Origin of the sequence: Ruegeria sp. R13_0 (assembly GCF_017743995.1) — a bacterium.
Taxonomy (GTDB): Bacteria; Pseudomonadota; Alphaproteobacteria; order Rhodobacterales; family Rhodobacteraceae; genus Ruegeria.
In genome coordinates this window covers 1-19,568 of the sequence record NZ_JAGHRB010000029.1, presented here as the reverse complement: position 1 = coordinate 19,568, position 19,568 = coordinate 1, and the positions used below count along the sequence as shown (strand labels likewise).

At 58.0% G+C, this 19,568-nt stretch carries 19 protein-coding genes, 1 tRNA gene, 1 pseudogene and 1 riboswitch; of the genes and pseudogenes, 7 read left to right on the top strand and 14 right to left on the bottom strand.

Annotated elements, in window-relative coordinates; translation table 11 throughout:
- Positions 1 to 73 precede the first annotated feature (73 nt).
- The 3 genes and pseudogenes from J7394_RS22035 to J7394_RS22025 form a co-directional block, all read right to left on the bottom strand.
- Positions 74 to 1,327 (bottom strand): annotated as a pseudogene (locus tag J7394_RS22035) (cobaltochelatase subunit CobN); the annotation flags it as partial.
- Positions 1,328 to 1,332: 5 nt separating this feature from the next.
- Positions 1,333 to 2,388 carry a cobalamin biosynthesis protein CobW gene (gene cobW, locus J7394_RS22030; RefSeq protein ID WP_170700242.1) on the bottom strand — a complete coding sequence of 352 codons (1,056 nt, stop codon included), beginning with the start codon at positions 2,386 to 2,388 and terminating at the stop codon, positions 1,333 to 1,335.
- Positions 2,385 to 2,765 (bottom strand): DUF1636 domain-containing protein, encoded by a 381-nt coding sequence (locus tag J7394_RS22025; protein ID WP_209256113.1) that lies wholly within the window; start codon positions 2,763 to 2,765, stop codon positions 2,385 to 2,387. Before J7394_RS22025 ends, cobW begins: the two co-directional genes overlap by 4 nt.
- An 82-nt stretch (positions 2,766 to 2,847) precedes the next feature.
- Positions 2,848 to 3,052: riboswitch (cobalamin riboswitch) on the bottom strand.
- A 26-nt stretch (positions 3,053 to 3,078) separates the two neighbouring features.
- Here J7394_RS22025 and J7394_RS22020 point away from each other — a divergent pair.
- Positions 3,079 to 4,176 (top strand): NAD(P)-dependent oxidoreductase, encoded by a 1,098-nt coding sequence (locus J7394_RS22020; protein WP_256439877.1) that lies wholly within the window; start codon positions 3,079 to 3,081, stop codon positions 4,174 to 4,176.
- 434 nt (positions 4,177 to 4,610) lie between these two features.
- Here J7394_RS22020 and J7394_RS22015 read toward each other — a convergent pair whose 3' ends face one another.
- The 3 genes from J7394_RS22015 to J7394_RS22005 form a co-directional block, all read right to left on the bottom strand.
- Complete coding sequence (locus J7394_RS22015) at positions 4,611 to 4,979, bottom strand: hypothetical protein (protein ID WP_209256111.1); 369 nt, start codon at positions 4,977 to 4,979, stop codon at positions 4,611 to 4,613.
- The gene (locus tag J7394_RS22010) at positions 4,945 to 6,132 is read right to left on the bottom strand and encodes a tyrosine-type recombinase/integrase (RefSeq protein ID WP_209256110.1); all 1,188 of its coding nucleotides are present in this window, start codon (positions 6,130 to 6,132) and stop codon (positions 4,945 to 4,947) included. Before J7394_RS22010 ends, J7394_RS22015 begins: the two co-directional genes overlap by 35 nt.
- A 162-nt stretch (positions 6,133 to 6,294) precedes the next feature.
- A tRNA-Cys gene (locus tag J7394_RS22005) sits at positions 6,295 to 6,368 on the bottom strand.
- A gap of 221 nt (positions 6,369 to 6,589) precedes the next feature.
- Between J7394_RS22005 and J7394_RS22000 the strand changes: the two genes are divergently transcribed.
- The 3 genes from J7394_RS22000 to J7394_RS21990 all read left to right on the top strand — a co-directional run bounded on the left by J7394_RS22000 (position 6,590) and on the right by J7394_RS21990 (position 9,595).
- Positions 6,590 to 7,243 (top strand): protein-L-isoaspartate O-methyltransferase, encoded by a 654-nt coding sequence (locus tag J7394_RS22000; protein ID WP_209256109.1) that lies wholly within the window; start codon positions 6,590 to 6,592, stop codon positions 7,241 to 7,243.
- A 94-nt stretch (positions 7,244 to 7,337) separates the two neighbouring features.
- Complete coding sequence (locus J7394_RS21995) at positions 7,338 to 8,756, top strand: TolC family outer membrane protein (RefSeq protein ID WP_209256108.1); 1,419 nt, start codon at positions 7,338 to 7,340, stop codon at positions 8,754 to 8,756.
- An 86-nt stretch (positions 8,757 to 8,842) separates the two neighbouring features.
- Positions 8,843 to 9,595, top strand: coding sequence for a hypothetical protein (locus J7394_RS21990; RefSeq protein ID WP_247748370.1), 753 nt, complete (start codon positions 8,843 to 8,845; stop codon positions 9,593 to 9,595).
- Positions 9,596 to 9,599: 4 nt separating this feature from the next.
- On the opposite strand, the gene J7394_RS21985 is transcribed toward J7394_RS21990, so the two are convergent.
- Positions 9,600 to 11,057, bottom strand: a complete 1,458-nt coding sequence (locus J7394_RS21985) for a cobyric acid synthase (RefSeq protein ID WP_209256106.1) — start codon at positions 11,055 to 11,057, stop codon at positions 9,600 to 9,602.
- Between the two features lie 60 nt (positions 11,058 to 11,117).
- Between J7394_RS21985 and J7394_RS21980 the strand changes: the two genes are divergently transcribed.
- The gene (locus tag J7394_RS21980; RefSeq protein WP_209256105.1) at positions 11,118 to 11,687 is read left to right on the top strand and encodes a cobalamin biosynthesis protein CobQ; all 570 of its coding nucleotides are present in this window, start codon (positions 11,118 to 11,120) and stop codon (positions 11,685 to 11,687) included.
- A gap of 67 nt (positions 11,688 to 11,754) precedes the next feature.
- On the opposite strand, the gene J7394_RS21975 is transcribed toward J7394_RS21980, so the two are convergent.
- Positions 11,755 to 12,075, bottom strand: a complete 321-nt coding sequence (locus tag J7394_RS21975) for a DUF6280 family protein (protein WP_108785849.1) — start codon at positions 12,073 to 12,075, stop codon at positions 11,755 to 11,757.
- 218 nt (positions 12,076 to 12,293) lie between these two features.
- On the opposite strand from J7394_RS21975, the gene efp reads away from it, so the two are divergent.
- Positions 12,294 to 12,857 carry an elongation factor P gene (efp, locus tag J7394_RS21970; RefSeq protein ID WP_170459112.1) on the top strand — a complete coding sequence of 188 codons (564 nt, stop codon included), beginning with the start codon at positions 12,294 to 12,296 and terminating at the stop codon, positions 12,855 to 12,857.
- Between the two features lie 57 nt (positions 12,858 to 12,914).
- Here the strand turns inward: efp and J7394_RS21965 are convergent, their stop codons facing one another.
- The 3 genes from J7394_RS21965 to J7394_RS21955 all read right to left on the bottom strand — a co-directional run bounded on the left by J7394_RS21965 (position 12,915) and on the right by J7394_RS21955 (position 15,613).
- Positions 12,915 to 13,850, bottom strand: coding sequence for an ABC transporter transmembrane domain-containing protein (locus tag J7394_RS21965; RefSeq protein WP_209256104.1), 936 nt, complete (start codon positions 13,848 to 13,850; stop codon positions 12,915 to 12,917).
- A gap of 108 nt (positions 13,851 to 13,958) precedes the next feature.
- On the bottom strand, positions 13,959 to 14,696 hold the full coding sequence (locus J7394_RS21960; RefSeq protein WP_209256103.1) for a folate-binding protein YgfZ: 738 nt from the start codon (positions 14,694 to 14,696) through the stop codon (positions 13,959 to 13,961).
- Between the two features lie 89 nt (positions 14,697 to 14,785).
- Positions 14,786 to 15,613, bottom strand: coding sequence for a hypothetical protein (locus tag J7394_RS21955; RefSeq protein WP_247748369.1), 828 nt, complete (start codon positions 15,611 to 15,613; stop codon positions 14,786 to 14,788).
- Between the two features lie 103 nt (positions 15,614 to 15,716).
- On the opposite strand from J7394_RS21955, the gene J7394_RS21950 reads away from it, so the two are divergent.
- On the top strand, positions 15,717 to 16,487 hold the full coding sequence (locus J7394_RS21950) for an alpha/beta hydrolase (RefSeq protein ID WP_209256102.1): 771 nt from the start codon (positions 15,717 to 15,719) through the stop codon (positions 16,485 to 16,487).
- A gap of 130 nt (positions 16,488 to 16,617) precedes the next feature.
- Here J7394_RS21950 and J7394_RS21945 read toward each other — a convergent pair whose 3' ends face one another.
- The 3 genes from J7394_RS21945 to J7394_RS21935 all read right to left on the bottom strand — a co-directional run bounded on the left by J7394_RS21945 (position 16,618) and on the right by J7394_RS21935 (position 19,032).
- Entirely contained in the window at positions 16,618 to 17,583 is a 966-nt protein-coding gene (locus J7394_RS21945) for a UDP-glucuronic acid decarboxylase family protein (protein ID WP_209256101.1), read from the bottom strand.
- 15 nt (positions 17,584 to 17,598) lie between these two features.
- Positions 17,599 to 18,597, bottom strand: a complete 999-nt coding sequence (locus J7394_RS21940; protein ID WP_209256100.1) for a glycosyltransferase family 2 protein — start codon at positions 18,595 to 18,597, stop codon at positions 17,599 to 17,601.
- 153 nt (positions 18,598 to 18,750) lie between these two features.
- Positions 18,751 to 19,032 carry a hypothetical protein gene (locus tag J7394_RS21935; RefSeq protein WP_209256099.1) on the bottom strand — a complete coding sequence of 94 codons (282 nt, stop codon included), beginning with the start codon at positions 19,030 to 19,032 and terminating at the stop codon, positions 18,751 to 18,753.
- Between the last annotated feature and the right edge of the window lie 536 nt (positions 19,033 to 19,568).

Sequence of the window (19,568 nt, the reverse complement as noted above, 5' to 3'; positions counted from 1 at the left end):
GTAGGTGCTATCGCGCCCGCCCCCCAGGGCGGGCGCGATAGCACCTACCCTCGGGCCGGTCGCGATCCTTCGTGCTGTATCCGTTCGCTTGCAAATCATCCAAGATCGCCTCGGCCGAGGCCAGTGCGTCGAGGCCAACCGCATGCGCCATTTGCCAGTCTTTGCCGGGATAGGTCGACAGCACCAGCGCGGGCACCTGATGCGCCTTGGGTTTGTCATGCAGGGTCAGCCAGCCGGTGACACGGTCGATGATCGCTTCGATCCGCTCTTGCTCAGCCCGGTGGGCAAAGCGGGAATATTCCAGATGCGGATCGCGCTTGCCCGGTTCCTTGAACGAGGCGATGCCCGCCGAAATGCGCCCGTCGACTTCGGGCAGCACCACATGCATGGCGAGGTCTGCGGGGGAAAGGCCTCGTTCCGCCTCGGCCCAAGCCTTGCGGCGGGATGTGGCGAGGGCCATCTGAAATACCGGCACGCCCGCTGCGTCGAGAGGGGATGTACCCGATGCGCCTTTGCCAGAGAAAGAGGTGGCGTTGATGATCGCCGAAGGCTTCAGAGCGACGATGTTGTCACGCAACCATTCAGCGGCAGCAGGTGCTTTGAGCGAGGGCGCGAATAGGCCCACCGCCTCGAACCCACGATCCCGCAAGCTGCGGACCACGGCGGCGACGGGGGCCGTGTCCGCCGAGGTCAGATAGGCTCGGTAGAAGGTAACGACGATACGTTTTGCGTCGCCCGAAAAGGCCGTCTCAACCGGGATCACGCCGCGATCAGGGCACCACGCGCCGGATTCGGGCAGGGTTTTGGCCCCCATCACCGGGCCAGCGTAAAGCCCCGCCGCCAATGCCATCTGCGCCAAGGCGGCCTGTGCTGCAACTTCACCGCCGGTGTCGCAAAGATGGGCCAGACGGCGCAGGGTCGAGACGGGCAGGGTGGAATATTCATCCAGCCGCGTGTCCTCACGCCCGTCGGCGGGTAGAACGGCCAGCGCGATCCCCTTGGCCTGCGCCAGTGGCAGAACTTGCTGCAACCCGTAGGCCCAGTACGGCACGCCGCCAATCAGACGGATCAGAATGCCCTTGGCGCCCTCAAGCGTCTGTTCCACGTAAGTGTCGACGGACAGAGGGTGTTTTAGCGCCGTCAGGTTCGCCAACCGCATCGTGGGCATACGCCCCTCCGGCCCGCCACCGCGATGCCAGCCTGCCGCGAAAGCGCCAAGGTCGCTGTCCGAGAAGGACAGCACCACCAAATCCGCCGGGCTCTGGCCCAGATCGGTTGGGGTTTCCGTTTCTTCTAACCCGTGGCTTTCGCGGAAGACGACGTGCATGGAGCTTACTCGGCGGCCTCGGTGACACCCGCGAGGATATCGCGGATTTCTGCTTCTTTGATGTCGTCATGCTCAGCGATCACCACCATGCGCGAGCGGCGGTCTTCACCAGGCTCCCACGGACGGTCATACTGGTGACGCACACGGGCACCCACGGCCTGCACCAGCAGGCGCATCGGCTTGCCTTGCACGGCGGCATAGCCTTTGACGCGCAGGATGTTCAGCTCATTGGCCAGACGCTCGATCTTGGCGACCAGATCGGCAGGATCGGATTGTTCCGGCAGATCAACGATGATGCTTTCGAAATCGTCATGCTCGTGATCGTGGTGACCGTCGTGATGCGACGGGCGCGCATCCATGTCATCTTCGGCAGCCGCTTCCAGGCCCAGTACAACGCGGACGTCCACGGCGCCTTCAGCCACTTCGACAACGGGCAGCGGGCGAGGGGCCTCGGCGGCGATGATCTCTTTCGCTTTGGCCACGCCTTCAGGACCGGCCAGATCGGGCTTGGTCAGCAGGATGATGTCGGCGCAGGAAATCTGATCCTCGAACACCTCGGACAGGGGCGTTTCATGGTCGATCGAGTCATCGGCCAGACGCTGAGCGTCCACGGCTTCGACATTAGGCGCAAAGCGACCAGCGGCGACGGCCTCGGCATCGGCCAGCGCGATGACGCCATCAACGGTGATTTTTGATCGGATATCGGGCCAGTCGAACGCCTTCAGCAGCGGCTTGGGCAGGGCGAGGCCCGAGGTTTCGATCAGGATGTGATCGGGACGTGGCTCCAGCGCCATTAGGGCTTCGATGGTCGGGATGAAATCATCGGCCACAGTGCAGCAGATGCAACCATTCGCCAGCTCCATGATGTTCTCCGCTGGGCAATCCGGGATGGCGCAGGATTTCAGGATGTCGCCATCGACGCCGACATCGCCGAACTCATTAACAACCACGGCCAGACGCTTGCCCTGCGGGTTCTGCATCAGGTGCTTCACCAGCGTTGTTTTGCCCGAGCCCAAGAAGCCAGTGATCACGGTGACGGGGAGTTTTTCCAAGTTGCTCATTTCAGGGCTCCAATCGGGGGAATGCGGGCTGCGCAGTTTTTGCGGAAATGTTCGGGGCGCTCGCGCCATTTGACCAAGCCGTCCTCGGCCGCGAGGTACTTGGTGGCGCCGTCAACGATCACGTCGACATGGTCGGTTTCGTTCAGGTGCTCATAGACGAAGGTCCAGCGATCCGGGCCGCCGCGCAGCACGATGGAACAGCCCTCGTTGCAGTTCGACAAGCATTCCACGGCTTTAAGGGTAATCCCTTCCGGCAGTTCCGCCTGTTCAAGCGCCTTGTACAACAGGGTGCCGGGGCGTTTTGCATCGTCTTCAACGGGCAGCCCGCGACGACAGGTGGTGCAAACCAGCAATTCGACCGGAGCGGTCTCGGTCATGTCTCTCATCCCCCCAAATCCTCATCGTGGGGGACGGGGTTTCATGCGGGTCCCTTGACCCGACACCGGAACACCCCGTCCGGTTTCATCTTCGGGCGCTGGCAGGTCTCCCGGCTTGCGGATGTCAGAGTTGTCCTCTGTCGGATGTCCCGCCTTCCCGGCTTTGCGCCAGTGGCTTGGGCACCCTCTCCGGTCACGGTCGCGGGGGCGGCTGCGTTTGGCGGAAAACCCGTTGACGCATTCCCTTTTCATCTGTTCTCACAGACACCAACATGAGGCTCATGCGGCACGCACCCGCAGCTTGTCAAGCGCGATGCAGCTCAGACCGCTGCGGCACGTTGAAAAGCGACCTGCCAGCGTCGCTAGGCGGCATGAACAGGACGCTGATGCATGGTCGCATGGCCTCAAAGCGCAAACGGAGGCGAAATCCATGAAAGTAGGTTTTATCGGGCTTGGGAATGTGGGCGGCAAGTTGTCAGGATCATTGCTGCGCAATGGAATCGACCTGACAGTTCATGACCTGAGTTCCGATTTGGTTGAGGGTTTTGTCGCGCAAGGGGCCAAAGCGGCTGAAAGCCCGGCCCAAATGATGCGCGATTGCGATGCCGTGATCACCTGCCTGCCGTCGCCTGCGGCCTCGGACGCGGTGATGCAGGAGATGTTGCCAGAGGTTGGCCCGGGTAAGATCTGGATGGAGATGTCCACCACCGACGAGGCCGAGGTCAAGCGGCTGGGTGCCTTGGTTCAAGGGCGCGGAGGAGCCGCCGTCGATTGCCCTGTCTCGGGTGGCTGCCACCGCGCCGCGACGGGCAATATCTCGATCTTCGCTGGCTGCGATCGCGACACGTTCGAACGCATTCTGCCCTTCCTGACGACCATGGGGCGGCGCGTCCTGCACACCGGAGAGCTCGGCTCAGCCTCGGTTCTGAAGGTGTTGACCAACTATCTGGCGACGGCCAATCTGATCACCTGTGCCGAAGCGCTGGTCACCGCCAAGGCCGCTGGGATGGATTTGAACACCACCTATGAGGCCATCAAAATCTCGTCAGGGACCTCGTTCGTGCACGAAACCGAAAGCCAGGTGATCCTGAACGGCTCGCGCGATATTTCGTTTACGATGGATTTAGTGAAAAAAGACATCGGTCTGTTTCAGGACGTCGCCGACCGCGCCGGTGTTCCGCTTGAAATCAATCCGGTGATGATCAAGATATTTGAGGACGGTATCGCCCGGTTTGGAGAGCGTGAGCTGTCGCCTAACATCATCAAACGCCTGGAAGAAGCCACCGGCCTCGACATCCGCGCACCGGGTTTTCCTGCGGAAATGCTGGACGATGAGCCGGAAGAACCAGGGTACGAGGTTGTGCCTCAGGGGCGTTCCTCGTGGAAACTGATTTCCACGGATGGTATTTAGAGGTGGAGAATGTGGAGGCGAGTACCGGAATCGAGAGAGGAAAAAATAATGTATTAAAATCAATTATTTGATTATCATGTATCCTCCGATTTATGCGCTCGGTATCCTCCAATTTTCGTTTGGAATGTCTGGCAATCGCTGCCATACGCACGGCTAGCTATCTTCACGTGATCTTGAGGTCTAGTATTTCGGCGTCAGTGAGGAGTGGCATCTCGCGTGAATAGCCGGAAACCCGTGCCATCGTTTCGGCTAAACCTGTCACGTATAGGTAGTCACCCCTTACACGTTCCATAAGGTCGAAGTTAGTCTCGCCCTCCACCAGCACCCTTTGGTACGTGCGGATTTTCAGTTCATCGGCGTCTATTACAAGCGCTGCCTGTCCAAAATGCTCTCCATCTTTCGAGCCATAGGGTTCATGATGAACGAGTCTTCTTCTAGTTTTTGCGATTTGTTTGAGGCGCTTTCCACGCTTCCATTCCAGAGCGTAAGATGTGACCGCCTTCTATAAGAGAGACGAGCATAGGATCGTCGGTTTCTGGTTCGCCTTTCAGTCTTGCCAGCAGCTTGGTGAAGTCATCAGTATCCTTGGGTCTTCCGACCCTCCTTGCAATAACTGCAGCAATATGGTCCAGCCCTGTACCGAGCGCAGCGTAAAAGTCATGGAGGCTTGCCGAGATTTCCAAATCCGTGGTGTTCGCAAATCTGTGATCGGCTTCTCTGCCACTGCGAATGGAAACGACCAACTGCTCTGTACAGAATTTGGCGATCCTACCAACGTGTGTATTGACGTTCAGCAAACTCAACGCGACGTGACCAGCCTTTTGTGTCCAGCATTGCTGTGCTGTTGCCCATTTGTTTGCTCAATGCGTGTGTGCTGATGCCGCGCTTCAAGTCGCGTGTCGCGTAGTAGTGCCGCAAGCTGTACAAAGTGCGCGATTTGCCATAAGCGCCAGTTTTCAAACCCAAGTCATCCAGCAGCGCATTAAATGCGCGGTTTAAGCTGGCGATATTTGCAACCGCGCCCAAGCGCGTCGTGAATACGTGTTCGTTGGATTTGGCTGTGATGAGCTGAGCGAAGCTGTCGTAGCTGAGAGCAGGGTTCAGCTTACTTTGTCTGTCCAAGTAGCCTTCCACTGTGTCGCGCGCCACTGCGCTTCTCTTTCGCGTTTTACCGTCAACGTTCACCACCAAATAGCGCTCGCCGTCATTTTCCTGCCATTCAATGTTGCGCCAGCGCAGCCGTAAAGCTTCTGTGCCGTGCCGCACGCCAGTGTTTGCCAGAAACAGCACGTAGTTTCGTAGCACTTCGCGCGTCGCTGTCGCTTTCTTGTCTTTCGTCTTTTTGTGCCAAGTGCGCAGCGCCGTATATATCTTCTTGTACTCTGCGTCCGTGAAGCTGCCTCTGCTTTCGCTTTTAACACCTTTGTTGAGCAGGGTGGGACGCATGGATTTTACGATCCAGCCGTGTAGCTCAGCTTCGTCCAGAACTCTGTTCAGTGCTGCATTGTGATTGTTGATGCCGCTCTGCGAGAATGGCTTTTTGTTCGTCTCAGTGCGCCATGCGTCAAAAGCCGTCAGTGACGCCAAATCTATCTTCGCTACATCTGTGTTACCAAAATACGGGATGAGCCAAATGCGCAGCGCTGAAAAGTAATCCTTGTAAGCTTGCTTGCCGCCACCCTCATCAAGTTCGCGCTGCATTCGCGCCATCGCGTATTCAGCTACGTGCTTGAATTTGCGGGTTTGAGCGGGGAGGTGATTTTTGATGCGCGCTTTGGTCTCGTGGTACAACTCAATTGCGCGCTCTTTCGCTTCCTCCAAGTTGTCTGTCTTTGTGCTTTTCACAACACGTTTGCCGTTGTCCAAAGTCAGCCGCACGTACCAATTTTCGCTGCCCTGGCGCTTATCTAACTTCAGTTTTTTGTGCACATTTACAGTGGTAACGCCGTAGCTCATCGCGTGCTGCTTCGCCTAGTTGCCTGTTTTTTCTCAGTATACGGCAAAAGGTCTCAAATTGCATTCGAATCTGCACGCGGACTGTGTACGAATTGTGCACGGACCACTGCGAGCTAGATATTGCGTTGGATTATTGGATTTGCGCGAAAAACTACAATATGTTGGAGGCGAGTACCGGAATCGAACCGGTGTACACGGATTTGCAATCCGCTGCGTCACCACTCCGCCAACTCGCCTTTTCAAGTAAAATCAAATACTTGCCGTGGTGTGGTGGGCGTTTTAGCAGCTTTCATCGGGGGCGTCCAGAGGATTGGCGCCGATTTTGGGCCGCAACTCAATATTAGTGGGCGGCCGGCCTAAACGGATCGTGAACCAAGCTTGCGGCATCTGGGCCGTTGTCGAGTCAGGTCGAGTGTGGCACAAGCCAAATACCCAAGGGATTGAAAAGAGAGATCAGATGTCAGATTTCGCAGCCCGGCGCCGCACCATGGTTGATACGCAGGTACGACCCTCGGATGTGACCAAGTTTCCAATCATCGACGCGATGCTGTCCGTGCCACGTGAGAGCTTTGTGCCAACGGCACAGCGCGAAGCGGCCTACGTCGAAGGGTTGATCGATCTGGGTAACAACCGCTGTATTCTTGAGCCGCGCACTCTGGCCAAGATGTTGGATGCGCTGAATATCTCGAATGACGAAATGGTTCTCGATATCGCGTCGGCCTATGGGTATTCGACCGCTGTCGCCGCTCGAATGGCGCAGCTGGTGGTTGGCGTCGAATCCGACGAACATCTTGCGTCCGAGGCGCAAAGCGTGCTGACGGAAGAAAACGTCGACAATGCCGTTATTCACGTCGGACCTCTGGAGGACGGGGCGGCAGAGCATGGCCCTTATGACGTGATTATGATACAAGGCGGTGTCGAACAGGTGCCCGACGCGGTGCTGGACCAATTGAAGGATCAGGGCCGGATCGCCTGTCTGTTTGTGGATGGGCAACTGGGTACAGTTCGCATCGGTCACAAGGCCGGTGGTGTGGTCAGTTGGCGGGATGCCTTCAACGCCAGTGCGCTGGTTTTGGACGGTTTTTCCCAAGAGTGTGCATTTTCGCTATAGTCCGCTGACTGTTGTTTCCACCACCTTGATTAGTTGAACATAAAGACGCAAACTGCCGGAGAGGCAGCGTAATTTCGATTTGAGAGGATTTGGTATGCGTGGAAAGACAGCGGGAAAGCTGGTCAAAGCGCTTGCAGTGACTGCGGCCATTGCCCTGAGTACTGTTCCCGGACGGGCCGTCTGGGCCGACAACCTGACAGATGCGTTCATCGGAGCGTATAACACCAGCGGTCTGCTGGAACAGAACAGAGCCCTGTTGCGGGCAGCGGATGAAGACGTGGCAATTGCGCTTTCCGCGCTGCGACCGATCATCAACTGGACGGTTCAGGTCAGTCAGGATTACACGAGAACCCGGACCAGCGGCGTCAGAACCAACACTGACCCGTCGCGATTCTTCTCGGGCCTGACCCTGAGCCAGCTTCTTTATGATGGCGGGGCGTCGGTGCTGGGCAAGCAGTCCGCGCAGGAAACGGTTCTGTCTACGCGCCAGTCGCTGATTGATATTGAACAGCAAGTTCTTTTCCGGGCCGCAACCGCGTATCTGAGCGTCCTCCTTCAAGAGGAAACAGTTCAGATTCGGCAAAACAACGTCGATCTGTCGAGCGAGGAACTTCGCGCCTCAAACGACCGCTTCGAAGTGGGTGAAGTCACGCGGACTGACGTGGCCCTTTCCGAGGCGCAGCTGGCCAGTTCGCGCGCGGATCTTGCGGATGCCAAAGGGGATCTCAGCACTGCTCAGGCCGAGTATGTTAATGCGGTCGGCAAACTGCCGGGGCGTACGGCTGGGCAGCCGGGACTTCCGAATCTCCCACGCTCGCAATCCGAGGCAATCAGCCTCGCGCAGCGCAATCACCCGGCGATTCTATCGGCTCAGCACCAAGTGCGGGCGCTGGATTTGATCGTACAGCAACAACGCGCCAACCTTGGGCCTAATGTCAGCCTGAACGCGGATGCGGGTGTGACGCAGCGATATGACAATGATGACTACATCAACGACGCTACGGTTTCGCTAAACTTCAACCAGCCGATCTATGCAGGCGGTCGTCTTGCGGCCAACGTGCGCCGGGCGATGGCGACCCGGGATTCGTCGCGGGCCAATCTGCTGAACGTGCAGAAGAACATCACTCAGGGTGTGACAGATGCCTTTGTCCGGTTCCAAACGGCAACGGCCAGCCTGACGGCCTCAACCGAGCGGGTTCGGGCCTCGCAGGTGGCGTTCGACGGGATTCGCGAAGAGGCAACGCTGGGCGCGCGAACCACGCTGGACGTGCTTACCGCTCAGCAAGATCTTCTGGATGCGCAATTGGCCGAGGTCGCCTCGCGCACCGAACGGTCATTGGCCGCGTACCAGCTGCTGCAGGCGCAAGGTCTTCTGACGGCTGAACGTCTGGGGCTTGCGGTGCAGATCTATGATCCGACGCTGTATTACAATCTGGTCAAAAAGGCTCCGGCGCAGGTCAGCAAGCAAAGCAAGGATCTGGATCGCGTTCTCAAAGCGTTGCGGCGGGACTGATCTATACTACTGGTTGTGACGCCCGACGTGTTTGGCTACACTTGGTCTCAAGAATAGAGCGGTAGAGAACAATGTCGGATAGCGTCATGACCTCAGGTATCGAGGATGTACTGTCGTCGGTAAAACGACTGGTGAGCGAAGACGGTCGCAAAGTGTCGGATGCCGATACAGCGACCGCTCCACGCACGCCAGGCCGATTGGTCTTGACGGACGCGCTGCGCGTTGGTGACGCGCCAAAATCCGAACCCCTGAAACTGGACCCCAAATACAGTGCCGAGGATTCGGCCAAGCCGATGCTGCTGCGGGCCTGTGATATTGTTCAGCCGGGCGAAGCCGCCAATCACGATGGTGCTGAGGAGGTCGGCAACGAGACCCCTTCGGAAAATCTGTCCGGCAGCTTGAGTGCGAAGATCGAAGCCCTCGAGGCCGCCATCGCGCGAACCGAGGACCAGTGGGAGCCGGACGGAGACAGTGACGACGCGTATTCCGGCACGCCTTCGAAAGCGCTGCATTGGATACCTGCGCCCACTTTTGAAGAAGGGGACGCCGAGGATGTGGATGCGCCCTCAGGCGAGGCGGACGCCAAGGCGGATGAGCCGGCGTCTTTTGTTCGGCATGGGGACACCCCTAAAGCAGACCCAGTTGAGGACACGTCTGAGGATATGATCGACGACGAGATCGGGTTGTCTGCGTCCGAGGAAGAAGCCCTGCGCGAGATGATCGCCGAGGTTGTCCGGTCCGAGCTTCAGGGCGCGTTGGGAGAACGCATCACCCGCAATGTCCGCAAGATGGTCCGGCGCGAGATTCACCGCGCTCTGACCGCCAAAGAGCTGGAATAGAAGCTCAGGCCCGTTGCGGCGTCTTAGCTAGATTTAGCAGCAGATCCAGATCCATATGCTGTTCAAGATGGTCTGCCAGATCATCCAGCGCCTGTTCAACTCCGTCTTCATAGGCGGTTTCAGAGGTGACACCCAAACCCGACAGGTACTGCGAACGGAAGGCATCGGATGAGAAAATGCCGTGCAGATAGCTGCCCAGAATGCGCCCATTGGCACTGGCTGCACCTTCAGGGCGTCCTTGCACCTCAAGCCAGGCACGTGCGCAATCAGGCCCTTCGGTCCGGCCCATGTGAATCTCGTAGCCGCTGACAGGCTCGCGATTTGGCAGGGCGCAGGCCTCGGTCAGAGTCACGTGTTTCTTACCCGCCATGACCGTGTCAACGTCCAGCAGCCCGAGGCCCTCAACCGTGCCGGGCCGACCATCGACGCCTTCGGGGTCTGAGATCGTTTTCCCTAGCATCTGATATCCGCCGCACAGGCCGAGAACGTGACCACCACGGCGCACATGCGCGTATAGGTCGATATCCCAGCCCTGCTTCCGGAAGTAGGTCAGATCACCGATGGTCGATTTGCTGCCGGGCAACAGCACCAGATCTGCATCACCGGGCAGGGGGCGGCCTGCGGGAATGATCTCGACACTGACGCCGGGCTCAGCCGACAGAGGGTCCAGATCGTCGAAATTGGCCATGCGCTCCAGCTGAGGCACCACAACCTTGCAGGCCCCACCGGTATGAGAGCGGATGTCCATCATATCCTCGGCGGGTAGCTTCCAGGCATCGTCGAACCATGGCACAACACCCAGACAAGGCCAGCCGGTCCGCGCGGCGATATCATCGCGCCCTTCATCAAACAGAGATACATCGCCTTTGAAGCGGTTGACGGCAAAGCCACGGATCATCGCCAAATCGCCCTCGTCCAGCACGGCCTGAGTGCCCACGATCTGCGCAATAACGCCGCCTCGATGGATGTCGCCCACCAGCACCACGGGAACCCCGGCGGCGCATGCAAAGCCCATATTGGCGATGTCACCTTTGCGCAGGTTGGTCTCAGCCGGGCTGCCCGCGCCCTCGATCAAGACCAGATCAGCGTCGCCACAAAGCCGGTCAAAGCTTTCCAGCGCGGCCCCCAGCAGTTTGGATTTGTCCTTGCGATAGTCGCCCGCCTTCATGGTACCAGCGCGCTGCCCCTGCACGATGATCTGCGCGCCAGTATCCGTTTCTGGTTTCAGCAGGATCGGGTTCATATCCGTATGCGTCGGGCGTTTGGCCGCGCGCGCCTGCAAGGCCTGGGCGCGCCCGATCTCGCCTCCGTTTTCTGTCACAGCCGCGTTGTTCGACATGTTCTGCGGTTTGAACGGAGCGACCTTCAAACCGCGCCGCGTGAACGCCCGCGCCAACCCGGCAACCAGAACCGATTTGCCGACATTGCTGCCGGTGCCTTGAATCATGATGGCGCGAACCATTGGCGTCTCCTATACGTTGGGGGCAAATGACCTGATTTGACGCCAAAGGGAAAGCCCCAGATGAACACACCCGCGCATCTTTTGATCGGTGCAGCTGCCTTTGCGCGGCCTGCACGCGGGCGCATACTTTGGGCGGCTGTGCTGGGGTCGCTGTTGCCGGATCTGTCGCTGTACCTGATGGCAGGAGTATCGCTGCATATTCTGAACATTCCACCCCATGTGGTGTTCGATGAACTCTATTTTTCACCGCAATGGCAGACGGTTTTCGCCATCGACAACTCGTTCATCCTATGGGGTTTGGCACTGGCACTGGGTCTTTGGCGGGGATGGCGTGTCCTGACGGTGGCTGCGTCGGCGGGTTTATTGCATCTGCTGATGGATTTCGGGCTGCATGCGGGGGACGGGCGCCCTCAGTTCTGGCCGCTGAGCGATTGGGTCTTTCACAGCCCGGTCAGCTATTGGGACACGTCGCACCACTCGATTTGGGTCATGCCGGTGTCGATTGCGTTATGCGTCGGTTCTTATGTCGTGCTTTGGAGCAGGGGGCTGTCGGTATCCGCAAAGCTCTTTTTCGCGCTGCTGCTGGCGGCCGAGATCTGGGTCGCGCGGCAGTGGGTTCTGTTTTTCTAGACAGAGCCAAAGAAAAACGCGCCCCAAAGTCTGGAGGCGCGCTTTTTCGTAGTGAAATCGCCTTGGATCAGGCGGCTTCGGCTTGTTGGGCGGCGTTGCGACGCTCGCTTTCTTCGCGCGAGAGGGCGACGGAAGTCCGCACACCACGGCCAACGAAGTCCATCAGTCCGCTGACAACCCGCTCGTTCGGGTCAATACCCGCGCAGGACAGCACCTCGCGACCATCGCGCGAGCGGGCCCAGCGGGCGATTTGTTCGGGGCCATTGCCGTATTTTTTGTCATCGGCGATGGCATCATCAAGTGCAGCCAACACAACGGCCGCGAAAAGTTTGCGTGCACGATTGCCTTGTTCATTGTTAAAGGCAGTGCCGTCAACGAAATCTCTCATCTCGTCTTCCTTGTTGTTCTTGCTCTTGCATTTTCGGCGTGACGGTCCTTATGACCTATTAGCTCCGATTCGGATACAGCTAATATGCATAGTTGCGTTGCGTCATTTGCATGGCTTGCTGCATGTGCAGCACTAGGTGTCGTTGTCTTGTCAGGGATGGTCCTGCCAGATATAGGGACGACAACTGACGCATCAACCGTTTGTGAAGGAATTATGTCATGCCCAAGATCAATGGGAACGAAATTCGCCCCGGCAACGTGCTTGAGCATAATGACGGGCTGTGGGCGGCTGTAAAAGTAGACCATGTAAAGCCCGGTAAAGGCGGCGCTTTTGCACAGGTCGAACTGCGCAACCTGCGCAACGGCTCAAAGCTGAACGAACGGTTCCGGTCGGCGGACAAGGTCGAGCGTGTGCGGCTTGAGCAGAAGGATCAGCAATTCCTGTACGAATCTGATGGCATGCTGGTGTTCATGGACGCCGAGACCTATGAGCAGATCGAACTGCCTGCCGACCTGCTGGGCGAGCGTCGCCCGTTTCTGCAGGACGGCATGACCATCGTCGTCGAGTTCTACGAATCCGAGGCTTTGAACGCCACGCTGCCCCAAAAGGTCACCTGCCAGATCGTCGAGACTGAGCCGGTTGTCAAAGGTCAGACCGCTGCGAACTCGTTCAAGCCAGCTGTTCTGGACAATGGCGTGAAGGTCATGGTGCCTCCGTTCATCGGTCAGGACGAGATGATCGTGGTGAACACCGAAACCATGGAATATTCTGAGCGCGCCTGATCGCCGCCCACATGTACTCGCAAAAGACCGCGCCAGCCTGCCGCTGCGTGGTCTTTTTTATGCGCGGTGGCGATAGCGTGTCGGGTCAGGGCCGAACAGTTCCAGCATCAGCTCATATTTGATCCGGTTGGCGCTGACTTGCCGGTAGAAGGCGATCAGAAAAGCCGTCGGCCCCTGAATGCGGCCGAGGCCACTGGTGGCGGCCACAACGGTCCCCACATCGGTTTTGCCTTCAAGCACCAGCCAGCCGCCCAGCATCAATATGCCGACCGTTCCCGCGCCGTTGATCACGCTCAGCAAGAACTTGGCTGAGAGCTTCCACAGGAACATTCGTTTGCGGGTTTCATAGATGTCGTCGAACAGGGCATTGATATCCTGCTCGACCGCGTCAAGATCCTCGTTTGTCAGCTGATCGGTCGCACTGCGCAGGATGCGGACGCGTTCGGCCACGAAGACATTCACTTTGCGCTGCGAGACCAGAACGATGATGATCTGCGGCACGATCATCGAAAAGGCGATCAGGCCCAGCCCCGGCTGCGTGGATGAGATATAGCCGATGACACTGATCAACGTGCCGATCTGGACCACCGGGTCCGAGAATGCGCCGCCTGCGAATTTGCCCAGCTCCTCCGCCTCGGCCGAGATTGCCGTGGTCATGGTGCCCTTGCGCACGCTCTCGCCGGTTTCGTTGATGTCTGAGGACCGCCACAGCAGGCGTTGGCGGATCAAGCGGATCATGTCCTCGCCCAAAGTACCCGCGCGGTAGCCCAGAACCCATTTCAACGCGAGGCTCAGCAAGATCACACCCATCATGCCAAGACCCAGATAGACCAGGCGTTCTGACCCGACATCGAGCGAGGTCAGATGGTTGACGATTGCGCGTTGAAACTCTAGCGGAACAGCGGCCAGAGCGGCAACGGCCACCGAGAGCAGAATAAGTAGAATCTGACGCCCGGCGCTTGCGCGCCAAATTGCGGAATAAAGTCTGAGCATGCGGGTATCCGGTTCATTCGAATAACCGCACTGTGGCAGGGCAGGGACCGGGGTTCAAAGGGTCAGCGTTGAGACCGCTTTGGCCACGTGCCGATTGGGCAACAAGTATCAGTCGATCAGACGGATCGTGGCCGCGTCGGCCTGCATGTCACCGGTTGCCCGATCAAAGCGCAGATAGGCAATGGCGTGGCCGCCCGATTGCGTAAACAGGGTGCCCACCGGCTTGCCATTGGCGTCAATCGCGCTGCCCACAGGGGCGGCCCCGTCGATGGCGACGCGACACAGACCTTTGCGCAGCTCGGTCTTGTGTTTCATGCGCGCAGTCACTTCCTGACCAACATAGCAGCCCTTTTTGAAGTCGACGCCTTGCAGCGGTTCGAACCGGGATTCGAGGATATAGCTGTCGGGGTGCAATTCGATGCCGGTTTCAGGGATGCAATGGCGCACGCGGATTGCGTCCCAATCGGTACCATCATCGCTTTCGATCGACGCGACATAGGCCCGCCAGCCCAAGTCAGGATGACGCGGGTCCGGTAATGCGCCTTCTGGCGCGGGCCCGGTGCCACGATGCAGGTTCAGGTGAGAGACCTCGATCGCCACATCCGCCCGCAGCTTGTACATGTTCAGCCGTTTGATCAGGCTATCCGCCAACGACTCTGCTACGTCCAGCAACACAGCGTCGCCGTCGCGTTTTAGGAAGAAATCGGCCAGATATTTGCCCTGCGGCGTCAATAGGGCGGAATAGACCAGCCCTGCATCCAGCCCGCTGATGTCATTGGTGATCAGGTCCTGCAAAAAACTCTCGGTATCCGAGCCGGTCAGGCGCAATATACGACGGGTTGGCATGGCGTGGTCCTTATCATCTGCCTCGGCCCCGAGATATAGGGAGTTTTGTGGCTGAGACCAGTGGGTTTCGGCGCTTTGCAACGCCTGAGCTAGCTGTCAGTCTGCGCCTTGCTTGGGCTGTCAGGCGCTGTTTCGGTCACCTCCTGCGGCGCGCCGGGACTTAGCGTTGTGCGTAGCTCGACAATGGATTTCCCCAATCGGAAGGGCGCGGCAAAGCTGACAAGACACAGCGCCACGATCTGCAGAACAAGGATATGCGCGTTGGCCTGCAGATACTCCCATTCATCTTTCAGCTTGCTGACCTGCTCAATCAGTTCATCGTAGCTTTGGGCGAGGATCAGATAGTCTCCGGCAATCGCGGGGACCTTGCGGCGCATATTGTCGATGGCGGTCTGGGTTTCGTCATCCAGCGAGGTGAATACCAGAAACTGTTCGATATCGAAGGCATCGGCCTTGGCGGCCATCTCCTCCATCTCGTCCTTGTCTTGCCGGCCGAACAGGAAGTGCAGACCCTGCAGGGGCGCAACCTCATTCGTGACGGCGATGAAAAGCGGCAGGTCGGTATTGCTGGCGGTTGAGGCCGACAGAAACTCGACCTTTTCGCACAAGACACCTGTGTCGCGGTCATAGGCCGGGTCGCAAAACCGCAACCGGAACCGCGCCGCATCGCGGTCAAAGGCCGAGGACGCCGCGTATGCCACATCTATCTGCCGATCCAGCCGCGAGCTGTCGGATGTATAAAGCCCTGCCAGGACGGCCACCAAGGCACCGATCCCCCCGAGGACGACCCAAACCAGATCGGCCAGCTTCCACGCCCTGTGCCCGGCCGGTTTGCGAAACAGAAAGCCCGTTCCAACCGATCCGATCAGGAAGAACAGGATCAGCAGAGGCAATTGGTTTTCGGTCACAAATGTCATGAGACAAGTTTAAGTGGTCCGCCCCCTCACGCAACAGCGATCACGCGCAGTTGTTTCGTCTTTCAGGATGATCATACTGGGTGGAAAGAGGTGGGAGGTTTTGATGACAAAGCATATTGTCCTGATCCACGGCGCGTTTGCCGGCCCTTGGTGCATGGAGGACTACGCCGGTTTCTTCCGTGACCGCGGTTGGACGGTTCACACCCCGGCGCTGCGATATCACGATGCGAACCCCAAAGCCGAGCCGGACCCGGGCCTGACCGACACAAGCGTCGTGGATTATGCGGATGATATTGCGGCACTTGTACACGGGCTCGACAGCAAACCCGTGCTACTGGGCCATGCCATTGCCGGGGTCGTGGCGCAACAGGTCGCCGCGCGCGGCTTGGCCAGCGCAATTGTGCTGATCAACCCAAACGCTGCCTGGGGCACTCTGCCCGAGACTGACGACGAACGCGCCGTACCGCGTGCCTTGATGGAGGGTGGGGCCTTCTGGAAACAGCCCATGCGGGTTGATTTTGACCTCATGGCCCCGTTTGCGCTGAATAAGCTGCCCGAGGCGCAACAACACGCGGTTTTCGATCGGCTTGGCCCGGAAAGTGGGCGGGTGATGTTCGAGATGTTCTTCTGGATGTTCGACGACCACCACGCAATGAAAGTTGATATCGACAAGGTCGACTGCCCCGTGCTGATCGTTTCCGGCACCGAGGACCGGGCCGTGAACCCCAACACCTGCCGCGCCTTGTCGGATCTCTACGGAGATCGCGCGACTTTCATGCCCGCCGAAAACCACGCGCATTTCCTGTTCATGGAACCGGGATGGGAGGGACCAGCCGCGCAGATTGCGGACTGGCTAGACCAGAAGCTTGGGTAGGCACTGGATGCCTGCTTATACTGCTCCCGCCGTAAACCTTGTCGGGCGCTAACTATGCGGTTCGGTCTGACTTTGGCGCCCGTCTAGGACTCCTAAATGCTCGGGCCTGAGGGTGGTGTACCCGTCGGCCTCACTGCATTTCGGACTGCAACTCGCGGAAGTATTGGATCGTGGCGCCTAACCCTTCCTTAAGCTGCACCTTGGGTTGCCAATCCAGCAGCTTACGCGCTTGCGAGATATCGGGTTGCCGTTGCTTGGGATCGTCCTGCGGCAGGTCCTTGAAGATGATCTGCGTGTCCGACCCCACTTGCGCACGGACTTCAGTGGCCAGCTCATTCATCGAGAACTCGTTGGGGTTTCCAAGATTCACTGGGCCAGTGACGTCCTTATCCGTGTCCATCAGGCGCAAGAAGCCCTCGATCAGATCGTCGACATAGCAAAACGACCGCGTTTGTGTGCCATCTCCAAACACCGTGATTGGCGCACCGGTCAACGCTTGCATGACAAAATTCGACACGACGCGTCCGTCAGCGGGGTGCATCCTGGGCCCATAGGTATTGAAAATCCGAGCCACTTTGATCTCAAGACCCATCTGGCGATGGTAGTCGAAAAACAGTGTTTCGGCACAGCGCTTACCTTCGTCATAGCAAGACCGCGGGCCGATCGGGTTGACATTGCCCCAGTAGTCTTCGGTTTGGGGATGGACCGAGGGGTCTCCGTACACTTCGGACGTAGAAGCCTGAAAGACCTTGCATTTCAGGCGTTTCGCCAACCCAAGCATGTTGATCGCGCCATGTACGCTGGTCTTTGTCGTCTGCACCGGATCGTGCTGATAGTGAACGGGTGAGGCCGGGCAGGCCAGATTGTATATCTCGTCCACTTCAACGAAGAGAGGGAACGTCACGTCATGGCGCAAAAACTCGAACCGAGGATTGTTGTGCAAGTGATCAATGTTGCGTTTTGTGCCGGTAAACAAGTTGTCGACGCATAGGACCTCATGCCCCTGATCCAAAAGCCGGTCGCACAGATGCGATCCCAGAAAACCCGCGCCACCAGTTACCAGAACACGTTTTCTACTGTCATATAGGCGAGCCAAATCAGGTCCCTCTCTCTATTTCCACGCAAGCACGTCGCCGCGTAGCCATTTCTTGAATCGCTTTGTGAAACGAATTGGTTTGATCTTCAGGATATTACGGGCCGCATAGTCATCCATCTCAGCACTACGTATCACATCGTCCGGATGCGCCAAAGGCCGAGGCAAGGGTTGAGCGCGCAAAGACGCCTCTTTGGCGTCAGGGTTGGTCGTGTGAGTCGCCGACCCGTCAAAGCCTATATTCTGCACCATGTTCTTTCCGGGGATGACCGTCAGGCCCGAGTTCATCCATTGGGCAAACTGCCACTGGTAGTCCCAGGTATCGATCTTGCCGTCTTTCACATTGGAATAAACCGCCATCCAATGCTGCAAACCTCCGGGTGTTGGGCACATGTTAGAGATAGCCTCGATGGATGCAGGCGTGCCCAGATCGGATAGGTCAAAATCGTAGTGGGCCCAGGCGCGCCGCCAAGTTGCCCAGCCCCAGGCGCCCCAGAAGGCCGAGAAAAAGTAGCTGTCCGCCGAAGGCAAGTCATCGTTCAATCTATTAAAAGCAGAAATGGAGGTCACGCGCGGATCGTCTCGGTAGCGTTCCAGCATTTCGGCGGCAAACTCGAAGAAATCAGGATCGACAAGAATGTCATCTTCGAGAATGATCCCCTCGGGCTCGTGTTCAAAGAACCATGTGATGGCGCCTGAAACGGCGCGCCCGCACCCGAGATTTTGTTCTCGAAACAAGGTCTGCACCTCACAGGGCCAATCAACCTCATTCAGAATAGAGCGTGTCTCGTCGCAAATTGCGGCTTCACTGTCTGACCGAGGCCCGTCAGCTGCAATGTAAAGTCGTGCCGGTCGTGCCTGCCGGATCGTCTCAAACACGGCCCTGGTTTTGTCGGGACGGTTGAAGATCAGAAAGAGGATCGGAGGCATTGACGGGTCTTTCTGTTCGTTGCGATGCGCGTGGGTTCTATCCCACACTTTCTGCGGGGGTTCAAACCGGTCTTTTTGACGGTTCATCTAAGGCAAACTCAAGCATGTGCGTTGCGATGCTGTCTCACGGCAAATGAAAACAAAAGCGTTTTCGATGCCTCTCATAGGCATGCGATCTGCCTACTGCCCTAGTGGCGCGGCTAGAAGGGCCCAAGTGTCTGCCGCCGCACAAAAAACCGTCTAGTTGTTGGTCGAGAACGTGCTCTGAGGTTTCCACTTCAGAGTGCCGTCACTGTCCCGATGGCAACGCAACAATCGTTCTTGCACGGTTCGGACGGTATCGGTGACGGTGTTGTCGCCGACCAGCAGGACAAAGGCGTCCTCTGAATAGGCCATGCCTTCATAGTAGCAGAACCGGCTCTCGGCCCCTTCTGGTATGGGTGATGCGGTGCTGAGCATCTGTTGCGCCGAGGCTGCCGAGGCCATCAGGGTCAGGGCCAGCCCGAGGGTGAATGTCTTCATGTCGTCCTCCCGTTCGAAAATCTGTTCGTGGTTAAATTGGGTCTTGGACGCTCTGAACCTCAAATGTCGTTCTTTGGTGACGGATTGAGAGTAAGTGTGAACGGGATCAACGGGTTAGGCAAGGGGGTTGTGGTGTGCCGGGCTGAAGCCCGGCCTACCGGATGGGAAGCACCGCTCTATCTACCAGTTGCTTGATGCAAAGCAACAAGCACGCGCCCGACCCGCCCCCATGGGCGGGCGCGTTCCGCACCCACCCTCGGGTCGGGCGCGAAATTCGGGTGGTTCAAAATGAACGAATTTGACAATCTTGATTTAACCGAAGGTTGGCTTCGGCACCTGCTCCGCATTCGTTAACTATGGATAAGCTTGGATTAGGTTATTGTGACTGCTAACTGATTAGAAAATATAGAATACGTGTTGCAACCAAGTAGAAATGTCACCCGGTCTGCAAATTAGAAATGTCACTTATACTGCGCTGAGGAGAGCAAAGCCTGGCAGGGCGGAGACCTCATATATCGCAGCCCTGGCTGGCTTTG

Coding starts and splice junctions, on each gene's coding strand:
- J7394_RS22020 (WP_256439877.1), top strand. CDS start 3,079: ATGCAGCTCAGACCGCTGCGGCACGTTGAAAAGCGACCTGCCAGCGTC.
- J7394_RS21985 (WP_209256106.1), bottom strand. CDS start 11,057: ATGGTTCGCGCCATCATGATTCAAGGCACCGGCAGCAATGTCGGCAAA.
- J7394_RS22010 (WP_209256110.1), bottom strand. CDS start 6,132: ATGAGCTACGGCGTTACCACTGTAAATGTGCACAAAAAACTGAAGTTA.
- J7394_RS21990 (WP_247748370.1), top strand. CDS start 8,843: ATGACCTCAGGTATCGAGGATGTACTGTCGTCGGTAAAACGACTGGTG.
- J7394_RS21950 (WP_209256102.1), top strand. CDS start 15,717: ATGACAAAGCATATTGTCCTGATCCACGGCGCGTTTGCCGGCCCTTGG.
- J7394_RS21940 (WP_209256100.1), bottom strand. CDS start 18,597: ATGAACCGTCAAAAAGACCGGTTTGAACCCCCGCAGAAAGTGTGGGAT.
- J7394_RS21980 (WP_209256105.1), top strand. CDS start 11,118: ATGAACACACCCGCGCATCTTTTGATCGGTGCAGCTGCCTTTGCGCGG.
- J7394_RS22000 (WP_209256109.1), top strand. CDS start 6,590: ATGTCAGATTTCGCAGCCCGGCGCCGCACCATGGTTGATACGCAGGTA.
- J7394_RS21960 (WP_209256103.1), bottom strand. CDS start 14,696: ATGCCAACCCGTCGTATATTGCGCCTGACCGGCTCGGATACCGAGAGT.
- J7394_RS21955 (WP_247748369.1), bottom strand. CDS start 15,613: ATGACATTTGTGACCGAAAACCAATTGCCTCTGCTGATCCTGTTCTTC.
- J7394_RS21965 (WP_209256104.1), bottom strand. CDS start 13,850: ATGCTCAGACTTTATTCCGCAATTTGGCGCGCAAGCGCCGGGCGTCAG.
- J7394_RS21995 (WP_209256108.1), top strand. CDS start 7,338: ATGCGTGGAAAGACAGCGGGAAAGCTGGTCAAAGCGCTTGCAGTGACT.
- J7394_RS21935 (WP_209256099.1), bottom strand. CDS start 19,032: ATGAAGACATTCACCCTCGGGCTGGCCCTGACCCTGATGGCCTCGGCA.
- J7394_RS22025 (WP_209256113.1), bottom strand. CDS start 2,765: ATGACCGAGACCGCTCCGGTCGAATTGCTGGTTTGCACCACCTGTCGT.
- J7394_RS21975 (WP_108785849.1), bottom strand. CDS start 12,075: ATGAGAGATTTCGTTGACGGCACTGCCTTTAACAATGAACAAGGCAAT.
- efp (WP_170459112.1), top strand. CDS start 12,294: ATGCCCAAGATCAATGGGAACGAAATTCGCCCCGGCAACGTGCTTGAG.
- cobW (WP_170700242.1), bottom strand. CDS start 2,388: ATGAGCAACTTGGAAAAACTCCCCGTCACCGTGATCACTGGCTTCTTG.